Annotated in this window: 17 protein-coding genes; 16 read left to right on the top strand and 1 reads right to left on the bottom strand. The window is 39.1% G+C overall.

Annotation, left to right across the window (positions count from 1 at the left end):
- The first annotated feature begins 249 nt into the window (after positions 1–249).
- From icmF to ACQKMI_RS15895, 4 genes are all read left to right on the top strand, one after another.
- A complete protein-coding gene (icmF, locus tag ACQKMI_RS15910; protein WP_427490459.1) occupies positions 250–3,498 on the top strand; it encodes a fused isobutyryl-CoA mutase/GTPase IcmF in 3,249 nt (1,082 codons plus the stop codon).
- Between the two features lie 136 nt (positions 3,499–3,634).
- Complete coding sequence (locus tag ACQKMI_RS15905) at positions 3,635–3,796, top strand: hypothetical protein (protein WP_185903488.1); 162 nt, start codon at positions 3,635–3,637, stop codon at positions 3,794–3,796.
- Positions 3,797–3,946: 150 nt separating this feature from the next.
- Positions 3,947–4,498: a DNA-directed RNA polymerase subunit delta gene (gene rpoE / locus ACQKMI_RS15900; RefSeq protein WP_427490457.1), complete on the top strand. Its 552-nt coding sequence runs from the start codon at positions 3,947–3,949 to the stop codon at positions 4,496–4,498.
- Positions 4,499–5,145: 647 nt separating this feature from the next.
- Complete coding sequence (locus tag ACQKMI_RS15895; RefSeq protein ID WP_079559380.1) at positions 5,146–6,738, top strand: CTP synthase; 1,593 nt, start codon at positions 5,146–5,148, stop codon at positions 6,736–6,738.
- Between the two features lie 185 nt (positions 6,739–6,923).
- Here ACQKMI_RS15895 and ACQKMI_RS15890 read toward each other — a convergent pair whose 3' ends face one another.
- Positions 6,924–7,454: a DUF2529 family protein gene (locus tag ACQKMI_RS15890; protein WP_427490455.1), complete on the bottom strand. Its 531-nt coding sequence runs from the start codon at positions 7,452–7,454 to the stop codon at positions 6,924–6,926.
- Between the two features lie 155 nt (positions 7,455–7,609).
- Between ACQKMI_RS15890 and ACQKMI_RS15885 the strand changes: the two genes are divergently transcribed.
- From ACQKMI_RS15885 to ACQKMI_RS15830, 12 genes are all read left to right on the top strand, one after another.
- Positions 7,610–7,969: a response regulator gene (locus tag ACQKMI_RS15885; protein ID WP_427490453.1), complete on the top strand. Its 360-nt coding sequence runs from the start codon at positions 7,610–7,612 to the stop codon at positions 7,967–7,969.
- A 1,081-nt stretch (positions 7,970–9,050) separates the two neighbouring features.
- Positions 9,051–9,905, top strand: coding sequence for a class II fructose-bisphosphate aldolase (locus ACQKMI_RS15880; RefSeq protein ID WP_427415372.1), 855 nt, complete (start codon positions 9,051–9,053; stop codon positions 9,903–9,905).
- A 314-nt stretch (positions 9,906–10,219) separates the two neighbouring features.
- Positions 10,220–10,870: a fructose-6-phosphate aldolase gene (fsa, locus tag ACQKMI_RS15875; RefSeq protein ID WP_427415371.1), complete on the top strand. Its 651-nt coding sequence runs from the start codon at positions 10,220–10,222 to the stop codon at positions 10,868–10,870.
- A gap of 63 nt (positions 10,871–10,933) precedes the next feature.
- Complete coding sequence (locus tag ACQKMI_RS15870) at positions 10,934–12,220, top strand: UDP-N-acetylglucosamine 1-carboxyvinyltransferase (RefSeq protein WP_323648714.1); 1,287 nt, start codon at positions 10,934–10,936, stop codon at positions 12,218–12,220.
- A gap of 95 nt (positions 12,221–12,315) precedes the next feature.
- Entirely contained in the window at positions 12,316–13,272 is a 957-nt protein-coding gene (gene glpX / locus ACQKMI_RS15865) for a class II fructose-bisphosphatase (protein ID WP_323648712.1), read from the top strand.
- 333 nt (positions 13,273–13,605) lie between these two features.
- On the top strand, positions 13,606–14,889 hold the full coding sequence (rho, locus tag ACQKMI_RS15860; RefSeq protein WP_049668004.1) for a transcription termination factor Rho: 1,284 nt from the start codon (positions 13,606–13,608) through the stop codon (positions 14,887–14,889).
- A gap of 362 nt (positions 14,890–15,251) precedes the next feature.
- Positions 15,252–15,455 (top strand): 50S ribosomal protein L31, encoded by a 204-nt coding sequence (gene rpmE / locus ACQKMI_RS15855; RefSeq protein WP_010857976.1) that lies wholly within the window; start codon positions 15,252–15,254, stop codon positions 15,453–15,455.
- A 119-nt stretch (positions 15,456–15,574) separates the two neighbouring features.
- A complete protein-coding gene (locus ACQKMI_RS15850) occupies positions 15,575–16,147 on the top strand; it encodes a thymidine kinase (protein ID WP_323648707.1) in 573 nt (190 codons plus the stop codon).
- A 201-nt stretch (positions 16,148–16,348) separates the two neighbouring features.
- On the top strand, positions 16,349–17,425 hold the full coding sequence (gene prfA / locus ACQKMI_RS15845; protein WP_323648705.1) for a peptide chain release factor 1: 1,077 nt from the start codon (positions 16,349–16,351) through the stop codon (positions 17,423–17,425).
- On the top strand, positions 17,412–18,272 hold the full coding sequence (prmC, locus tag ACQKMI_RS15840) for a peptide chain release factor N(5)-glutamine methyltransferase (RefSeq protein ID WP_427490451.1): 861 nt from the start codon (positions 17,412–17,414) through the stop codon (positions 18,270–18,272). The genes prfA and prmC overlap by 14 nt, the downstream gene beginning before the upstream one ends.
- Positions 18,273–18,316: 44 nt before the next feature.
- Positions 18,317–18,916, top strand: a complete 600-nt coding sequence (locus ACQKMI_RS15835; RefSeq protein ID WP_427490449.1) for a stage II sporulation protein R — start codon at positions 18,317–18,319, stop codon at positions 18,914–18,916.
- Positions 18,917–19,017: 101 nt separating this feature from the next.
- Entirely contained in the window at positions 19,018–20,052 is a 1,035-nt protein-coding gene (locus ACQKMI_RS15830; RefSeq protein ID WP_427490447.1) for an L-threonylcarbamoyladenylate synthase, read from the top strand.
- The last annotated feature ends 153 nt before the right edge of the window (positions 20,053–20,205 follow it).

Here is a 20,205-nt window from a genome sequence, read left to right as displayed (position 1 = left end):
TATGAATAAAAAGGCTCATCACTAAAGGTTGGGGATGGCATTTGTTAAAAACGTACGCCATGTAAATAAGTTGATTGGAGTGGAGACTGGGCGACTCCTTGGGGATCAGCGTCACAGATGAGACCCTGGAGCGAAGCGAAGCGGCTCATCGGACGCCCCCAGGAAAGCGCCCGGTCGGAACGGAAATCAACCCCACGTTATGCTGATGAGGCGATAAAGAACATTAAGGGGAGAAAGTGGGGATTTCATATGACAAAGGTAGAAGTATATCGTCCAAAAAATCACGTACGTTTTGTTACAGCATCGAGTCTTTTTGATGGACATGATGCTTCGGTTAACATTATACGACGTATTTTACAATCAAGCGGTGTAGAGGTAATCCATTTAGGACATAACCGCTCCGTGGAAGAAGTCGTAAACGCTGCGATTCAAGAGGATGCTCAAGGTATTGCGGTATCATCTTATCAAGGCGGACATATGGAATACTTTAAATATATGTATGATTTGCTGCGTGAAAAAGGGGCGCCACATATTAAAATTTATGGTGGTGGCGGTGGTGTTATTTTACCACGTGAAATTAAAGAGCTACATGCTTACGGGATTGCTGGGATTTTCTCACCAGAGGATGGGCGTGTTTTAGGATTACAAGGGATGATTAATGAGAAAATTAAAGGAACTGATTTCCCGACGGCTATAGGTAGCTATCAAGAAAAGCTGGATGCTCTATCGACAGAAACGCCAGAAATTTTAGCGAATTTATTAACTGCTGCTGAGTCGAATGATGATGAAGAGACGAAAGAGATGCTAGCGGAAGCTCGTAAACGCTCAAAAGGGACACCTGTTTTAGGTATTACTGGAACAGGTGGTGCTGGTAAATCTTCTTTAACAGATGAATTAATTCGTCGTTTCTTGAAAGAGTTTCCGGATAAACGCGTAGCTATTCTTTCTGTCGATCCGACAAAGCAAAAGACAGGTGGGGCTTTACTTGGTGACCGAATTCGTATGAATGCGATTTTCAATAATCGCGTATATATGCGTAGTTTAGCAACTCGTGGATCTCGTACAGAGCTTACTGCTTCCATTGGGGACGTGCTAGATGTAACGCGTGTAGCAGGCTATGATTTAATTATTGTAGAAACAAGTGGTATTGGTCAGGGTGATGCGGAAATTACAAAATACACTGATCTATCTATGTATGTCATGACAAGTGAGTTTGGTGCGCCAACTCAGCTTGAGAAAATTGACATGATTGATTTTGCGGATGTGATCGCTATCAATAAATTTGAACGCAAAGGTTCTGAGGATGCATTACGTCAAGTGCAGAAGCAATATCAACGTTCACGAGAGCTTTGGGATGAATCACTTGATAATATGCCTGTGTACGGTACGATTGCCAGTCAATTTAATGATAAAGGGACGAATGCTTTATTTGCTGCATTAGTAAATATCATTAATGCGAAGACAGGAAGTCATTGGGAAACGGGCTATGAGCAATTTGCGAAAACGCAAAAGCAAGATGTTATCATTCCAAACGACCGTCGTTATTACTTACGAGAACTTACAGATACTGTGCGTGGCTATCATAAAAAATCAGAGCAACAGGTGGAATTTGCTCGCCGTCTATTCCAATTAGAGGGAGCTATTGAAGCGATTAAGGAAAAAGCGCCAAATGATGCACTTGTTGCGTCTCTTACATCTTTAGCGGAAGGTGTCAGAGATGAATTAACGGTTGAGTCTAAACGTATTTTAGATAATTGGCATGCTTTAAAAGAAGCGTATGCTGGAGATGAATTGGTAACGAAAGTTCGTGATAAGGAAATTCGAACAATTTTAAAGACAATAAGTCTTTCTGGTACGAAAATTCCTAAAGTTGCCTTGCCGAAATTCGTAGATTATGGTGAAATTTTACGCTGGGTTTATAAAGAAAATGTACCTGGTGAATTCCCGTATACAGCTGGGGTATTCCAATTTAAACGTGAAGGGGAAGATCCGAAGCGACAATTTGCTGGCGAAGGAACGCCTGAGCGTACAAATAAACGATTCCATTATTTATCGAAAGATGATGATGCAAAACGTTTATCAACAGCATTTGATTCAGTAACGCTATATGGTGAGGACCCAGATTACCGACCTGATATTTATGGGAAGGTTGGAGAGTCGGGTGTCTCCATTTGTACGTTAGAGGATATGAAAAAGCTGTATGCAGGCTTTGATTTATGTGCACCATCAACTTCAGTATCGATGACAATTAACGGTCCAGCACCGGTTATTTTGGCAATGTTCATGAATACGGCTATTGATCAGCAAGTGAAACTACGTGAGAAAGAACTGGATCGACCTTTGACAGTTGAAGAGTTTACGGAAACACGCGAGAAAACATTACAGGTTGTACGTGGAACCGTGCAAGCTGATATTTTAAAGGAAGATCAAGGGCAAAATACATGTATCTTCTCAACAGAGTTTGCGTTACGTATGATGGGGGATATTCAGCAATACTTTATCGATCATAAAGTTCGTAATTATTACTCCGTATCTATTTCTGGTTACCATATTGCCGAAGCTGGTGCGAACCCAATATCACAGTTGGCCTTTACATTAGCAAATGGCTTTACGTATGTAGAATATTATTTAAGTCGTGGAATGAATATTGACGACTTTGCGCCAAATCTATCATTCTTCTTCTCTAACGGACTGGATCCAGAGTACACAGTTATTGGACGCGTAGCTCGCCGTATTTGGGCGGTTGTCATGCGTGACAAGTACGGTGCCAATGAACGAGCGCAAAAATTAAAATATCATATCCAAACATCCGGCCGTAGTTTGCATGCACAGGAGATTGATTTTAATGATATCCGTACAACGTTACAGGCGTTAATGGCATTACAAGATAACTGTAATTCATTGCATACGAATGCATATGATGAGGCCATTACAACGCCTACGGAAGAATCTGTCCGTCGTGCGATGGCTATTCAAATGATTATTACGAAGGAACATGGCTTAGCGAAAAACGAAAATCCATTACAAGGAGCGTATATCGTAGAAGAGTTAACAGACCTTGTAGAAGAAGCGGTACTAGAAGAGTTTGATCGTATCAATGATCGTGGTGGCGTACTAGGTGCAATGGAAACACAATATCAACGTGGTAAGATTCAAGAGGAGTCTATGCACTACGAGATGCTAAAGCATTCAGGTGAGTTACCAATCATTGGTGTAAACACATACTTAAATCCGAATCCGCCTTCTGAAGATGACATTAACAATATGGAAATTGCGCGTGCATCGACGGAAGAAAAAGAGACGCAAATTCATAATTTACAAGCCTTCTGGAAGCAACATGAAGGAGAGAACGCATCGGCTCTTGCTCGTTTACAACAAGTAGCTGTAAACAACGGTAATATTTTCGCGGAGCTTATGGAAACTGTAAAGGTCGCTAGCTTAGGGCAAATCACAAATGCTTTATACGAGGTAGGCGGACAATATCGTCGTAATATGTAATGATCTTCTTGCTGTATAACAATTATTCCATTTTGTGCAAAATGTTGGTGTAGTTGTAAGTGTCTAGTCTTAGGATTAGGCACTTCTTTTTATTTCCGTTATAATAGAAATGTAAAAAAAAGGGGAGGCGCAACAGATGATGAAATCGGCAATTAACTACATCATTATTTTAGCTTTGGTGGTAGGAGTTATTTTCCTGTATGATAAGCAAATTGGCGCTGTTCCTTTACTATTATTATCTGTCTATTTGTTTTACATGGGGATAAAAAAAATGCGTGATATAAAAAACAGTAATTGAAGCTAGCAATGAGGATAATACTTTGTATATAATGGGTATTATGCTTATGATGGGAAGTTACTTTTGTGCGGCCTTTTTTTGCTGCGCTCCGAAAATAAAGCTATATGAATTTTAAAACGTCCATTGTGATGAGAGAAAGGAAGTGCACGAATGAATTTTCGTGAAATGACAAAAGAACAATTAGCGGAAGAATCGTTAATTAACTTAGCTTATGCAATTTTAAATGAAAAACGTGCCTCAGTGTCTTTTAATGATTTATTAACAATAATGCAAGAGCTTGTGGGCTATAGTGATGAAGAAATGAAAGCCCGCCTACTACAATTTTACACAGATTTAAATGTAGAAGGCCGCTTCTTATTTAATCAAGAAACAGGCTGGGGCTTACGTGAATGGTATAAAGTTGAACAGATTGAAGAAGAAACAGCTCCATCTGTTAAAACTCATAAGAAAAAATCTAAAGCAGCCCTTGAGGATGAAGAAGATTTAGATGAAGATTTAGAAGAAGAAGATATTGACTTTGATGAAGATTATGAAGAATTCGTTGAAGAAGATGAAGAAGATGAAGAAGAAGCAGATGATAAAGAAGATATCGACTTTGATGAAGAAGATATAGAGGACATCGATGAAGAAATCGATGAGGACTTTATCGATGAAGATGAAGATGAAGATGAAGAAGAATTTGAAGAAGAGGATGAAGTCTAACTTATTTCAGCAAACATCCGCTGAAATAGAGGAACTCAGTCTAAGAACGCCACATCCTGTGGCATTACCGAAATGACCGACATCGTGTCGGCCCTCATGCAGGCCTAAGCGCAAAGCTGATTCCGGACGCAATTATGCCGAGGTATAATTGATGATAATTACTCTTTGAAATTTTCTTTCTTTTATCCTTGTAGTAAAAAATCTTGACTTCTATCACGGTTACGTTTAATCTTTTACTTGGGCTCCTTATTAAAGGAGAAAGACCGTGTATGTAATACGCTCCCCCTGCAAACCTATGCAGGAGGAGCGTTTTTTTATTTTTTAACTTTATTCAGTCAAGTTCTCCCATGTTTATAACTACGGAATGAATAGTAATGCTCTAAATTATTCATGATGTATAGTAAGCGGTGATTGAGTATATGTTAAAAACTTTTTAAAAGGAAAGTAGAAAAGAGATAGAAACGATTACAGCTTCGAATCGACTACATATATTTGTAGGCATTCTCGGCTTTTCTTATTTTAGGGATGAGAAATATTTATTTTCTTAGCCTGTCAAAATATTTGCATCAATGCTTAGAATCAGCATGTGGCGTGAATGTACTTTTCTTACTTGCAATTTCTAGAACAACATAAGGAGGAATTTTTTCATGACGAAGTATATTTTTGTAACAGGTGGGGTTGTGTCTTCACTTGGAAAAGGGATTGTAGCAGCTTCTCTAGGTCGTTTATTAAAAAATCGCGGATTAGAAGTAACGATTCAAAAATTTGACCCATATATCAATATTGACCCAGGTACAATGAGTCCTTATCAACATGGTGAAGTTTTCGTAACAGATGATGGCGCAGAAGCTGACTTAGACTTAGGTCACTACGAACGTTTTATTGATATTAACCTAGGAAAACATTCTACAGTAACATCAGGTCGTGTTTATCAGTCTGTATTACAAAAAGAACGCCGTGGTGATTACAACGGTGGAACAGTACAAGTAATTCCTCACATTACAAATGAAATCAAAGATCGTATTCAACGCGCTGGTCGCGAAACAAATGCGGATGTAGTTATTACTGAAGTAGGCGGAACAGTTGGGGATATTGAGTCATTACCATTCCTTGAAGCAATTCGCCAAATGAAAACGAACTTAGGTCATAACAACGTGATGTATGTTCATTGTACGCTTATTCCTTACATTAAAGCTGCGGGTGAGCTAAAAACAAAACCAACTCAGCATTCTGTAAAAGAATTACGTTCTTTAGGTATTCAACCAAATATTATCGTTGTACGCACAGAGCAAGAAGTGCCTCAGGATATGAAAGAAAAATTAGCTTTATTCTGTGATGTTCAGCCTCACGAAATTATTGAATCTCGCGATGCAGAACATTTATATGAAGTACCTTTAAACCTTCATGCACAAGATATTGATGATATCGTGCTTGACCATTTTGGCATTGAAGCACCAGAGGCGGATATGGAAGAATGGCGCGAGCTAGTAGCAAAAGTGAAGAGCTTACCAAATAAACGAAAAGTAGCATTAGTAGGTAAATATGTAGAATTACAAGATGCTTACATTTCTGTTGTAGAGGCATTAAAACATGCAGGCTATGCATTTAATTCTGATATTGAGATTGACTGGATTAATGCAGAGCATGTAGAGGCTGACAATGTTGCTACGCTATTAAAAGGTGCTGACGCCATTTTAGTTCCAGGTGGTTTCGGTGATCGTGGAGTTGAAGGTAAAATTTTAGCGACACAATATGCTCGTGAAAATAATGTACCATTCTTAGGTATTTGCCTAGGTATGCAACTTGCAACAGTAGAATTTGCTCGTAACGTACTTGGTTTACAAGGAGCGCATTCTACAGAGCTAGATTCACAAACACAATACCCAATCATTGACTTCTTACCAGATCAAAACGACAGTGTAGATATCGGTGGTACATTACGTTTAGGTTTATATCCATGTAAGTTAAAAGAAGGCTCAAAGGCAAGCCAAGCGTATGGTCAAGAGCTTGTTTATGAGCGTCACCGTCATCGTTATGAATTTAACAATGAATATCGTGAAGCGATGGAAGCAGAAGGTCTTGTCTTCTCAGGTACAAGTCCTGACGGTAAATTAGTGGAAATTATCGAGTTACCAGAAAATAATTTCTTCGTAGCATGCCAATTCCACCCAGAATTAGTATCACGTCCAAACCGTCCACAGCCATTGTTCCGTGATTTTATCGGAGCAACATTTAAATAATAAAAAAAAGAGTTGTCTCACTTGCTGAGACAACTCTTTTTTTGATAAAAAGAACTTGTTTCTCGATAAAAGCCCGAAAAGTTTCGATAAAATAAGATTTTGTTTCGATAAAAGCTCAAATAGTTTCGATAAAGAGCGATTTCGTTTCGATAAATCTTCAAAGTATTTCTGTAATGTTAGATTCTTTATAACTCTTCGTCATCAAGGCCAAGCATTTCATCATACGCAATTTTTACGGCTTCATAAACAAAAAGGGCAGCAATAGCGTGTGGCACAACTATGCGATTTCCTAAATCGTTTGGTAATAAACCACCTCGCATGCGTGTTGAAATATACGTATACGCTAAATCTGCTAGTGGATTTTCGGCATTAGCTACTTCGCTAGCAACGGCTGCAAATGGAATAAACTGATTATTTAATTGCTGTGCTAATGCTAATGCATCCTCATCGTGTGCGCTACGTGTAAAAATGCATACTCGATCCGCTTCTGTGATCACGGTATCTTTTGTCCAAGGGACTAACTTCGTAAAACGTTCCACAGCTTGAAATGCATTTAATTCGACAACTTGCATTTCGCCAAAGCATGCGAAATAGACATTACCTTCACTAATACCCGCTTGCGCAAGTAATCGCGCTGTTTCTTCAATTGCTTCCTCTTCAGTTTGTGTTATTCTTTGTAATAAACCACTTAGTTGTGTTGTTAATATTTTTGACATGGTCCCACCTCAATCAATATTATAGGTTTGAAAAGAGCATAAAGCAAAAGTAGATAATTTATAATAATAGAAGGTATTAATAGGTTAAAGGAGAATATTACATAATAGAGAGAATTTTACGTAAAAATAATAACTAAAAAAGGGCGGAATGAAATGTGAAACGAGTACTAATTGTCGATGATCAACCAGGAATTCGTTTACTTTTAAATGAAGTGTTGAAAAAAGAAGGTTACGGTACATATTTAGCTGCAAATGGTATGGAAGCACTGAAGTATGCTGAGGAGGAGGAAATAAATTGTGTCCTGCTAGACATGAAAATCCCAGGAATGGATGGCATAGAAATTTTAAGGCACTTAAAAGAGCGATGGCCGCAACTTCCGGTTTTCATGATGACAGCATATGGTGAATTGGACGTTGTACAGGAGGCATTAGATTTAGGAGCTATTCGATATTTTACTAAGCCTTTTGATATTTTTGAAGTGCGTGATGAGGTTAATAAAATTTTAAACGTTTAGAAAAACAGGCAGTGGTCAACACCGCCTGTTTTTTATGGTTATTATTCGATTCGAAGTAATGTTCTATCGTTTCATATTCACTTTGCTTCCAAAATATATGGCTCATCCTAACGTGGGGTTGATTTCCGTTCCGACTGGGCGCTTTGTTGCTGCCGCTTCGCTGCGCTGCAGGGTCTCGGGCCAACACGAGGTTGGTCGCGTAGGCGTTATCACAGGATGTGATGCTTTTAGCCTCCGTTCCTCTATTGCTAATCCCCGAGGAGTCGCCCAGTCTCCACTCCAATCAACTTTTTACATGGCATCGTTTTTACATATTGCATATCATCAACTTTTGATGTTTAGCCAAATATATTTAAAAAAGCTAAAATTGCTACTAAGTCCAATTCGCTTTCGTGCAGAAAACCAGACGCCGTCTCTTCATTGCACTTCGCTTTCGCGTAACCTCCGTCGCGTTGCACTACACTGCGGTTGGCACTGCCGCTCCGTTGCACTTCGCTTTCGTGCAGAAAACAAGACGCTGTCGTTCCGTTGCACTTCACTTTCGCGTAACCTTCGTTTCGTTGCACTACACTGCGGTTGACACTGCCGCTCCGTTGCACTCCGCTTTCGCGTAACCTTCGTTTCGTTGCACTACACTGCGGTTGACACTGCCGCTCCGTTGCACTCCGCTTTCGTGTAGAAAATAAAAGCCCCTGCTTTTCAGGGGCTAACCTTCGTTTCGTTGCACTACACTGCGGTTGGCACTGCCACTCCGTTGCACTTCGCTTTCGTGCAGAAAACAAGACGCTGTCGTTCCGTTGCACTTCACTTTCGCGTAACCTTCGTTTCGCTGCACTACACTGCGGTTGACACTGCCGCTCCGTTGCACTCCGCTTTCGTGTAGAAAATAAAAGCCCCTGCTTTTCAGGGGCTAACCTTCGTTTCGTTGCACTACACTCCGGTTGACACTGCCGCTCCGTTGCACTTCGCTTTCGTGCAGAAAACAAAGTAACCTGAAATGCTTTTCAGGTTACTTTGTTTTTGCTATGATTAAATAGCATATTTATGTAGAAAGAATAGTCCTAAGAGGAGGATTTTTAGTATGGCATTAGTATCTATGAAAGAGATGTTAATTAAAGCAAAAGCAGAAGGTTATGCGGTTGGTCAGTTCAACATCAACAACCTTGAGTGGACTCAAGCAATTTTACAAGCAGCTGAAGAGGAAAAATCTCCAGTTATTCTAGGCGTTTCTGAAGGTGCAGGTAAATATATGGGCGGATTTATCTCCGTTGTACACATGGTAAAAGGTTTAATGGAATCTTATGGCACTACGGTACCTGTAGCTATTCACCTTGACCACGGTTCAAGCTTTGAAAAATGTAAAGAAGCAATTGATGCAGGCTTTACTTCTGTAATGATTGATGCTTCTCATCATCCATTCGAGGAAAATGTTGCGACTACTTCAAAAGTAGTTGAGTATGCTCATTCGAAAGGTGTTTCTGTTGAAGCTGAGCTTGGTACAGTAGGTGGTGACGAGGATGGCGTAATCGGTGGTATTATGTACGCTGATCCAGAAGAATGCCGTAAAATGGTTGAGCTAACAGATATCGATTGTTTAGCACCAGCACTTGGCTCTGTACATGGTCCTTATAAAGGAGAACCAAACCTAGGCTTTAAAGAGATGGAAGAAATCTCAAACTTAGCAGAACTTCCATTAGTATTACATGGTGGTACAGGTATTCCAACAAAAGATATTCAACGCTCAATTTCATTAGGTACAGCAAAAATTAACGTCAATACTGAAAATCAAATTGCTGCTACAAAAGTAATCCGTGAAGTTCTTGATAATGATAAAGTTGTTTATGATCCTCGTAAATTCCTTGCTCCAGCACGTGAAGCGATTAAAGCGACAGTTATTGGGAAAATCCGTGAATTTGGTAGTGCACAAAAAGCATAATTTTAGTATCTAATATGCTAAAAAAACAGAGATGAATACACATAATAAGAGAAGTGTTGATGTTGTTATCGACCTTCTCTTGTTTTTGAAATAAAAAATTATTGGCGAAAATTCTAATATAAGGTTCATCACCAAAAGTTAGGAATGACATTTGTAAAAACGTATACTATGTAAATAAGTTGATTGGAGTGAAGGCTGGGCGACTCCTTGGGGATTAGCGGCTCATCGAACGCCCCCAGGAAAGCGCCCAGCCGGAACGGAAATCAACCCTACGTTAGGGTAATGAGCCAAAACAGTGATCAGGAGGAACTATAATGAAATTTTTCATTGATACAGCAAACTTTGAAGAGATTAAAGAAGCACACGCATGGGGGATTTTATCAGGTGTTACAACAAACCCATCGTTAGTTGCTAAAGAAGAGAATGTTTCTTTCCATGATCGACTTCGTGAAATCACAGAGCTTGTAGATGGCTCAGTGAGCGGGGAAGTAATTGCTTTAGATGCAGAAGGTATGATTAAAGAAGGCTTAGAATTGGCTGCGATTGCTCCGAATATTACAGTTAAACTGCCAATGACTCCAGCGGGCTTAGAGGCATGTCGCTTCTTTGCAGACAAAGGTATTAAAACGAACGTAACATTAATCTTTAGTGCTAACCAAGCATTAATGGCTGCTCGTGCAGGTGCTACATATGTATCACCATTTATCGGTCGTTTAGATGATATGGGTCAAAACGGTGTAGAACTAATTGAAACGATTGCAGATATTTTCACAATTCATAATATCGATACGCAAATTATCGCTGCATCTATTCGTCATCCGCAACATGTAACAGCTGCAGCACTTGCTGGTGCACATATTTCGACGACTCCTTTTAAAGTATTAAAGCAACTTTTCAATCATCCATTAACGGAAAAAGGAATTGAAGGATTTTTAGCGGATTGGAATAAGAGAAAAGGCGAATAATAAAATTATATAGTGAGCCAATTGCAGAAAATATTACTTTCCAATCATGAGGGAGAACGCGAAATGGATGTTTATAAAATTACAGGCGAAAATCGTCTAAAAGGTACAATAAAAGTTAGTGGTGCAAAAAATAGTGCAGTCGCCTTGATTCCAGCATCAATTTTGGCGAACTCTCCAGTGACAATTGGAGGGTTACCAGAAATTTCTGATGCGTGGACGTTAAAGGCATTATTAGAGGAAATCGGTGGAGAAGTGTCATTTGAGGATGGCGTAATGACAATTGATCCAACAGACATGATTGCGTTGCCATTACCGAACGGCAACGTGAAAAAACTTCGTGCTTCCTATTACTTAATGGGAGCAATGCTTGGTCGCTTTAAAAAAGCTGTGATTGGTTTACCGGGAGGCTGTTTCTTAGGGCCGCGTCCTATTGATCAACATATTAAAGGCTTTGAGGCATTAGGTGCGAAAATCACAAATGAGCATGGAGCGATTTATTTACGTGCTGATGAATTAATTGGTGCCAAAATATATTTAGACGTTGCCAGTGTGGGAGCAACTATTAACATTATGTTAGCTGCTGTTCTTGCAAAAGGACGTACGGTTATTGAAAATGCAGCAAAAGAACCGGAGATTATTGATGTAGCAACTCTTCTCACTAACATGGGAGCTAATATTAAAGGTGCGGGTACAAGTGTTATCCGTATTGAAGGCGTAGAGGAGCTTCATGGTACGGAGCATACGATTATTCCAGATCGCATTGAAGCGGCTACGTTTATGATCATGGCTGCCGCTTTAGGTGAAGGCATTACTATTGATAATGTTATTCCATTGCATTTAGAGGCGATTACTGCAAAGCTTCGTGAAATGGGCGTCAAAATCGAAATCGGTGAAGAAAGTATTTTTGTGCCAAAAACGGACCTTTCCACATTGCAAGCCGTTGATGTAAAAACATTAGTGTATCCTGGGTTCCCAACAGATATTCAGCAACCACTTTCTGTTTTAATGTCTCAAGCATTTGGTTCCTCAAAGGTAACAGATACAATTTATACAGCTCGATTTAAGCATATTGATGAACTTCGTCGTATGAATGCCAATGCACGCGTTGAAGGAAATACAGCTATGATTACAGGTCCTAGTAAATTACAAGGTTCAACTGTAACGGCTACAGACCTTCGTGCTGGTGCAGCGTTAGTATTAGCAGGCCTTTTAGCTGAAGGCGAAACAGAAATTCACGATATCTATCATATTGAGCGTGGGTATAGCTCACTTATTGAGAAATTACGTGATTTAGGCGCAGATATTCGACGTGAAACAATAATGGCACGCGTAGCAGAGACAAAGGAATAATGAGAGCTAAAAGTTTTGAACTAACTATGTTACAATAGAGGTAATTTGAATGTTTCGGCGAAGAAATATGCCGATAACGGGAGGCAAATAAGACAATGGAACGTAGTTTATCGATGGAAGTAGTACGAGTAACAGAGGCAGCAGCAATCGCATCCGGGAAATGGATGGGCCGCGGTTTAAAAATTGAGGCAGATGATGCAGCAACGACAGCGATGCGCGTAATGTTCGATACAATTCCAATGCATGCTACAGTAGTGATTGGTGAAGGCGAGATGGATGAAGCACCAATGCTTTATATTGGTGAAGAGCTTGGCCTACGCAATGGTGGTCCTCAAGTAGATATCGCAGTTGACCCATTAGAAGGTACAAATATTGTAGCGAAGGGTACAAATGGTGCAATGACAGTTCTTGCTATTGCGGATAAAGGTAATCTGTTAAACGCGCCTGATATGTACATGGAGAAAATTGCAGTAGGTCCAGAAGCGGCTGGTAAGGTAGATATTAACGCTTCTGTTACGTATAATTTATTACAGGTAGCAAAAGCTAAAAATAAAGATATTTCGGACGTAGTAGCTACACTTTTAGATCGACCACGTCACCAAGCAATTGTTGATGAAATTCGAGAAGCAGGAGCACGTATTAAATTTATTCAAGACGGTGACGTTGGAGCAGCTATTAATACTGCTTTTGATGAAACTGGCATTGATATTATGTTTGGTACAGGTGGTGCACCAGAGGGTGTTATTTCAGCTGTTGCATTAAAATGTCTAGGTGGAGACTTCCAAGCGAAGCTAGTGCCAGAAGACGATGAACAGTTAGCGCGCTGCGAAAAAATGGGTGTAGACGTAGAAAAAGTTCTTTATTTAGATGACCTAGTTAAAGGTGACGATGCTATTTTTGCAGCGACTGCTGTAACAGATTGTGAGCTATTAAAAGGTGTTCAGTATAAAGGAGCCTACGCATTAACACATTCAGTAGTTATGCGAGCTAAGTCTGGAACAGTGCGTTTTGTAGAAGGTCGCCACGCTCTTGATAAAAAACCTAGCTATTAATAAATTTTTCTTCTAAAATATACCTAGTGCATCTTTTCGCACTAGGTACTTCTTCTAAATTTTCAACCATCCCATAGTTTTATAAGGCTGTGTTATGCTTCAATGTATTTCCTAGTTAATTTGAAGTATCTATCGCTATGCTTAATTTCTAACGAACAACTGAAAATGCTGACAGGTACGAAAAGATTAACTTTATCTTCTTTTAGCAAAATGCTATTGTAGTGTAAGCAAAGTGTAACATTTACGCCAAGGCGATATAAGCCTATCGCAAAAATCTTCTATGATAACCCCAAAAATGAAAATTATATTTTGAAAAAGACTGGAGTTGTGCATATGTCTGCATTGACAATCGCTCAATTAGAAAACATGACGTTAAAGGAGCTTTATGCCCTTGCACGCCAATATAAAATTTCATATTATAGCAAGCTAACGAAAAAAGAATTAATATTTGCTATTTTGAAAACACGTTCGGAGCAAGAAGGCTATTTCTTTATGGAAGGTGTACTAGAAATTGTTTCGCAAGAAGGCTTTGGCTTCCTTCGTCCAATTAACTACTCTCCAAGTAAAGAGGATATTTATATTTCTGCTTCTCAGATTCGTCGCTTTGACCTACGAAATGGGGACAAGGTATCTGGTAAAGTACGTCCACCTAAAGAAAATGAACGCTATTATGGATTACTACAGGTAGATGCTGTTAACGGCGAAGACCCAGAAGTAGCCAAGGAACGTGTGCATTTTCCTGCATTAACGCCTTTATATCCAGATCGACAAATTAAGCTTGAAACAACACAACGTAATTTATCGACTCGTATTATGGATTTAGTGGCACCTGTAGGTTTTGGGCAGCGTGGATTGATCGTTGCACCACCAAAAGCAGGGAAAACATCATTATTAAAAGAAATCGCGAATTCTATTACGACTAATTATCCAGATGCAGAGTTAATTGTATTACTTATTGACGAACGCCCTGAGGAAGTAACTGATATTGAACGTTCAGTGAATGCAGATGTAGTGAGCTCGACTTTCGATGAAGTTCCAGAAAATCATGTGAAAGTTGCAGAAATCGTGTTAGAACGTGCACGCCGCTTAGTTGAGCATAAGCGTGATGTTATTATTTTAATGGATTCTATTACACGTTTAGCACGTGCATATAACTTAGTTATTCCTCCGAGCGGTCGTACGCTTTCAGGTGGTATTGACCCTGCTGCGTTCCATCGACCAAAACGATTCTTTGGTTCAGCACGTAATATTGAAGAAGGCGGTAGTTTAACAATTTTAGCGACTGCTTTAGTGGATACAGGATCTCGTATGGATGAGGTCATTTATGAGGAATTTAAAGGAACAGGTAATCTAGAGCTTCATCTTGATCGCCAATTAGCCGAGCGTCGTATTTTCCCTGCGCTCGATATCCGCCGTTCAGGTACACGTAAGGAAGAGCTTCTGCTTGAGCCTGAGCAACTTGAAAAACTGTGGGCAATTCGTAAAACATTCTCGGACGCACCTGATTTTGCGGAGCGCTTCATGAAAAAATTACGTACAACAAAATCAAATGAAGAATTCTTTGAAAAGTTAAATGAAGATATGAAAAAAGCTACTAAAGGTAAAGGCCTACTATAAATCATGAATCACCATGGACTAGCGATAGTCGATGGTGGTTTTTTTATGATTAAGTTGTTAAGTAATAAATCTAAAAACATTGATAGTTTTTACGGTTTTATTTTCTATTTAGTAGTAACAGTTATTTTATCTTCGATTGTTTTCTCATTTATGATAGACTCTGGAATAGGAGAAGTGCTTAATTTTTTGTTATAAATAACTAATTGTTAATACACTCAAAACTATTGTCAAATATATATTTCATATGGTACTATTGATAAGTATGCAACGTGTACATATGTAGCCGACATATTCGGGCTATGTAAGGTACAGTTCGATAATACTCTGTTCCAGATGGTTCAGGGCGAGAGGAGAAAACGAATATGAAACAAGGAATTCATCCAGATTACAAAGAAGCAACAGTAACTTGCTCTTGTGGTAACACTTTCAAAACTGGTTCAGTAAAAGAAAACATCGTTGTCGAGTTCTGCAACGATTGTCACCCATTCTATACTGGCCGTCAAAAATTCGCGTCTGCTGATGGTCGCGTGGATCGTTTCAACAAAAAATACGGTCTTAAAAACTAATGTTAGTTTAATACCTGCCAAGCATGTGCTTGGCAGGTATTTTTTTCAGTATATTAAAGAAATACCTGATGCGAGTCTTTTCAGTATCCAGATCGACATGAAGAAAGGGAGAAGACAAAATGGCACAGCTATATTTTAAACACGGTGCAATGAATAGTGGTAAATCTATAGAAATTTTAAAAGTTGCGCATAACTATGAAGAACAACAAAAACCTGTAATGATGTTTACACCAGGCATAGATACGCGAGATGAAGTAGGCTTTATCTCAAGTCGAGTAGGCTTACGTCAACAAGCCATTCCTGTTAATGATGATACAAATATTTTTGAGCTAGTAAAAAACAATGCTGTAAAACCATACTGTGTACTTGTTGATGAAGTACAATTTCTAAAAAAAGAGCATGTTTTGCAGTTAGCCTATATCGTCGATGAGTTAGATATTCCAGTTATGGGCTTCGGTCTAAAAAACGATTTCCAAAATGAGCTCTTTGAAGGCAGTCAGTACATGCTTACATATGCAGATAAAATTGAGGAAATGAAAACGATTTGCTGGTTCTGTCATAAAAAAGCGACAATGAATTTACGCGTTGATGAAAGTGGGAAGCCTGTTTATACGGGTGATCAAATTCAAATTGGCGGGAATGATTCCTACTATCCAGTTTGTCGAAAATGTCACGCTCATCCGTCGCTATAAGGCAAAATGCCAGTTGATAGAATGAAGAAAAAGTGGCATACATGCGAAGATTTCCTTATACTAAGTAGTGGAAATAATAAATGTATATAAAAAATCCTTACGCGTTTAGCGTAATTCTAATTTAGAGTTTCTCTTTTTCAGTAATGATGCGACAGTTACAACAGAGCAAACTTCATAAAAAACTAAATAGAGGTGAAATCCATGTTCGATCGATTACAAGCAGTGGAGGATCGTTACGAAAGGTTAACAGAGCTTTTAAGTGATCCTGATATTGTGAATGATAATAAAAAATTACGTGAATATTCCAAAGAACAATCAGATATCCAGGAAACTGTAGATGCTTATCGTGAATATAAAAGTGTAAAAGAGCAGTTAGCTGATACACGTGAGATGTTAGATAATGAAAAAGATCCTGATATGCATGAGATGGTGAAAGAAGAATTCAACCTTCTAAAAGAACAGCAAGAAGAGCTAGAAGAACGTTTACGTATTCTATTAATTCCAAAAGATCCTAATGATAATAAAAACGTTATTATGGAGATTCGTGGGGCAGCTGGTGGAGACGAGGCGAATATTTTCGCGGGTGATTTGTTCCGTATGTACTCTCGTTATGCAGAAACACAAGGCTGGAAAATTGACATAATGGAAGCGACGCCAAACCCAATGGGCGGCTATAAAGAAGTTATTTTCATGATTAACGGTCAAGGTGCATATTCAAAATTCAAATTTGAAAATGGCGCACACCGTGTACAACGTGTACCTGCAACAGAATCTCAAGGGCGTATTCATACTTCGACAGCGACAGTAGCTTGCTTACCTGAAGTTGAAGAAGTAGATGTTGAAATTCATGAGAAAGATATCCGAGTGGATACATTTGCATCTTCTGGTGCCGGTGGTCAATCGGTAAATACAACGATGTCAGCTGTGCGTATGACTCACTTACCGACAGGTGTTGTTGTATCGATGCAGGATGAACGATCACAAATTAAAAACCGTGAAAAGGCAATGAAAATTTTGCGTGCTCGTGTTGCTGATATGTATATGCGTGAAGCGCAAAAGGAAATCGATGCTACACGTAAATCAGCAGTAGGTTCAGGCGATCGCTCTGAGCGTATTCGCACATACAATTATCCACAAAACCGAGTAACAGACCACCGTATTGGTTTAACGATTCAAAAACTAGACCAAATCGTCGAAGGTAGACTAGACGAAATCATTGATACGCTCATTTTAGAAGAGCAAGCATCGAAGCTAGAGCGATTAAATGATGACCTATAATAATGTAATGGGGGCCCTTCAATGGGCTTCTTCTTTTTTAGTGGATAATGGTTGTGAGGAAACAGCGGCACGTATTGTCATGCAGCATATACTTGGCACTAGCTATTCAGAAGTAATGTTACACCTTCAAGACGAATTAACAGCTGAACAACAAGAGAAATTTAAAGAACTTATCGAAGAGCATGCGAGTGGACGACCTGTACAGTATTGCATCGGTAGTGAAGAATTTTATGGTCGTTCATTTATTGTCGATGAGTCAGTACTTATTCCTAGACCTGAGACCGAGGAATTAGTGCTTGGAACTATCAATCGTATGAACAAAATATTTAAAAACAAAAACTTGAAGCTTGCAGATATTGGTACAGGTAGTGGTGCAATTGCTCTTTCTATGAAGTTAGAATGTCCAGAGCTAACAGTCGTAGCCACTGATTTATCTGAAGCTGCTTTATCTACAGCACAAAAAAATGCACAAAGATTAGCGGCGGATATTGATTTTCGACTAGGGGATTTAACGAAACCTCTGTCAGGTGAGAAATTTGATATCGTTTTATCGAACCCACCGTATATTGCATTTGATGAAGCAAAAGAGATGTCCAATACCGTGCTAGAGCATGAACCACATAGTGCTCTTTTTGCAGAAGAAGATGGACTTATTTTATATAGAAAATTGGCTGAACAGCTTCCACCTCTTATGAATAAACCAGCCTTCATTGGTCTTGAAATCGGTTATACACAAGGGGAGCAGGTCGCTCAATTCTTTAAAAATAGTTTTCCACAGGCAACCGTTTCGATAGAAAAAGATATAAACGGTAAGCCTCGAATGATTTTTTGTGAAATTCATGTATAAAGTATCTACTTCTTGCCCACAATGTTGAGCAAGGAGGGATTTTTATGTTAAACGAATACAAGATTATTAGATTACCTAAACAAAATATCTTTTTAGCTTTTGCAAGATTAGTAGTAATTGCGATTACTTTACAATTATGTATTTTATATATTCCATCATTAGTAGGTTTTGCGAAAGAAGCTAGTAATTATGAGCAAGAAAATGATTTTCGTATACGCGTGATTGCCAATAGCAACACGACACAGGATCAGCTTGAAAAAGAACAGCTTGTCAAAAATTTAAAGCCGTATTTTAAGCAGTTAGTAGCTAGTGCTGGAGCTAAAACTGTGGATAACGAGCAAATACTTTCATTAAAACAAGAAATTGAAGCAGAAATAAAAGAAAATTATCCACAGCTTCATACACAAGTTGTGATTGGGGATAACTTATTTCCACCGAAGAGACAAAATGCTGTGCTTTATCCACAAAATTTGTATCATTCGATTGTCGTGAAAATCGGTGATGCACGTGGTGATAACTGGTGGTGTAGCATATTCCCATCGATTTGTGAGCCCGATAAAGATGAACAAAAAGAAGAACCAAAAGAAGAGCAGGAACCAGTTACATTTTTTATATGGGAATGGATTAAAGGTTTTTTTGAATGAATTATTTACAAATTCAGATAACTTATGCACAATTTTTAATAAGTTATAAACATTATGTGGATAATTCAGTAAAAACGAATAATTGAAGGAAGGTTTTAATTATGGAAACCGTTTGCAAGATTGTGGATAAAAATGCGAATAGTCAGACAAATTATGCACAGGCTGTGGATATCTTAAATGCAGGTGAGGTCGTGGCATTTCCAACAGAAACGGTTTATGGACTTGGAGCTGTTGCAACAAATGGTACAGCGGTCAAAAAGATATTTGAAGCAAAAGGTCGTCCTTCAGACAATCCGCTAATTGTCCACATTGGCACGAAAGAGGAAGTCGAACTTTATATCGAGCATATTTCAGAAGTAGCCAAAAAATGCATGGATTTATTTTGGCCAGGTCCACTGACACTTGTCATGCCTGTAAAGCCAAATGTGCTGGCAAATAGTGTGACAGCTGGTCTTACGACTGTCGGTATTCGAATGCCCGATCATCCAGTTGCACTCGCCTTACTGCAACAATTAAAAAAGCCACTTGCTGCGCCGAGTGCTAATCGTAGTGGGAAGCCGAGTCCTACAGAAGCCATACATGTTCAGGATGATTTGGGAGGGTACATACCTTATATTTTAGATGGAGGGTCTACTGGGATTGGGCTCGAATCCACAGTGTTAGATGTTACACACGAACCTCCAGTAATTTTGCGTCCAGGTGGAGTTACAAAGGAAATGTTAGAGGCTAAAATCGGCCCAGTACTGCAACCTTCGAAAACAGAGCAAAAATTAGAGACTACTCCAAAAGCTCCTGGTATGAAATATACACACTATGCTCCAAACGCTCCTGTGCTATTAATTGATTGTGATTTGGAGAAAGTTCAGGAGGCAATACGTCAATTACAAAAACAAGGGCATCAAGTAGCGTTACTTGCACCAGATAACTTTGTTGACAGCAAGGCTGATTTTTATTTCTCAATAGGAGAAGCTGGTAGTAAGGAAGAAATGGGCGCGACATTGTACCATGCCCTAAGAGCTTGCGATAAAACAACAGCTACAATGATCCTAGCGACTACTACATCGACTGATGGGGTAGGGGCTGCAATTATGAATCGACTTGAGAAGGCAGCTGGCGGGAAATGGTATACTCCGTAAATAAACTACCTATAAAATAGTATGCTAGAGGTAACTTCTAGCATACTATTTTTTTGTATTGACCAGTGGGGGCTTTCCTCCACAAATTAATAGTGGGCAATTAATTAACGACTCGCTTTCGTTATAAAATCCACTTAGACTTTTGTACTTCAG

This window comes from Lysinibacillus sp. NPDC097214 (assembly GCF_050277945.1).
GTDB lineage: Bacteria > Bacillota > Bacilli > Bacillales_A > Planococcaceae > Lysinibacillus > Lysinibacillus xylanilyticus_B.
This window is presented reverse-complemented; position numbering and strand designations above follow the sequence as displayed.

Coding starts and splice junctions, on each gene's coding strand:
- ACQKMI_RS15905 (WP_185903488.1), top strand. CDS start 3,635: ATGATGAAATCGGCAATTAACTACATCATTATTTTAGCTTTGGTGGTA.
- icmF (WP_427490459.1), top strand. CDS start 250: ATGACAAAGGTAGAAGTATATCGTCCAAAAAATCACGTACGTTTTGTT.
- prmC (WP_427490451.1), top strand. CDS start 17,412: ATGATGACCTATAATAATGTAATGGGGGCCCTTCAATGGGCTTCTTCT.
- ACQKMI_RS15880 (WP_427415372.1), top strand. CDS start 9,051: ATGGCATTAGTATCTATGAAAGAGATGTTAATTAAAGCAAAAGCAGAA.
- rpmE (WP_010857976.1), top strand. CDS start 15,252: ATGAAACAAGGAATTCATCCAGATTACAAAGAAGCAACAGTAACTTGC.
- fsa (WP_427415371.1), top strand. CDS start 10,220: ATGAAATTTTTCATTGATACAGCAAACTTTGAAGAGATTAAAGAAGCA.
- glpX (WP_323648712.1), top strand. CDS start 12,316: ATGGAACGTAGTTTATCGATGGAAGTAGTACGAGTAACAGAGGCAGCA.
- ACQKMI_RS15830 (WP_427490447.1), top strand. CDS start 19,018: ATGGAAACCGTTTGCAAGATTGTGGATAAAAATGCGAATAGTCAGACA.
- ACQKMI_RS15890 (WP_427490455.1), bottom strand. CDS start 7,454: ATGTCAAAAATATTAACAACACAACTAAGTGGTTTATTACAAAGAATA.
- rho (WP_049668004.1), top strand. CDS start 13,606: ATGTCTGCATTGACAATCGCTCAATTAGAAAACATGACGTTAAAGGAG.
- prfA (WP_323648705.1), top strand. CDS start 16,349: ATGTTCGATCGATTACAAGCAGTGGAGGATCGTTACGAAAGGTTAACA.
- ACQKMI_RS15870 (WP_323648714.1), top strand. CDS start 10,934: ATGGATGTTTATAAAATTACAGGCGAAAATCGTCTAAAAGGTACAATA.
- ACQKMI_RS15895 (WP_079559380.1), top strand. CDS start 5,146: ATGACGAAGTATATTTTTGTAACAGGTGGGGTTGTGTCTTCACTTGGA.
- ACQKMI_RS15835 (WP_427490449.1), top strand. CDS start 18,317: ATGTTAAACGAATACAAGATTATTAGATTACCTAAACAAAATATCTTT.
- rpoE (WP_427490457.1), top strand. CDS start 3,947: ATGAATTTTCGTGAAATGACAAAAGAACAATTAGCGGAAGAATCGTTA.
- ACQKMI_RS15850 (WP_323648707.1), top strand. CDS start 15,575: ATGGCACAGCTATATTTTAAACACGGTGCAATGAATAGTGGTAAATCT.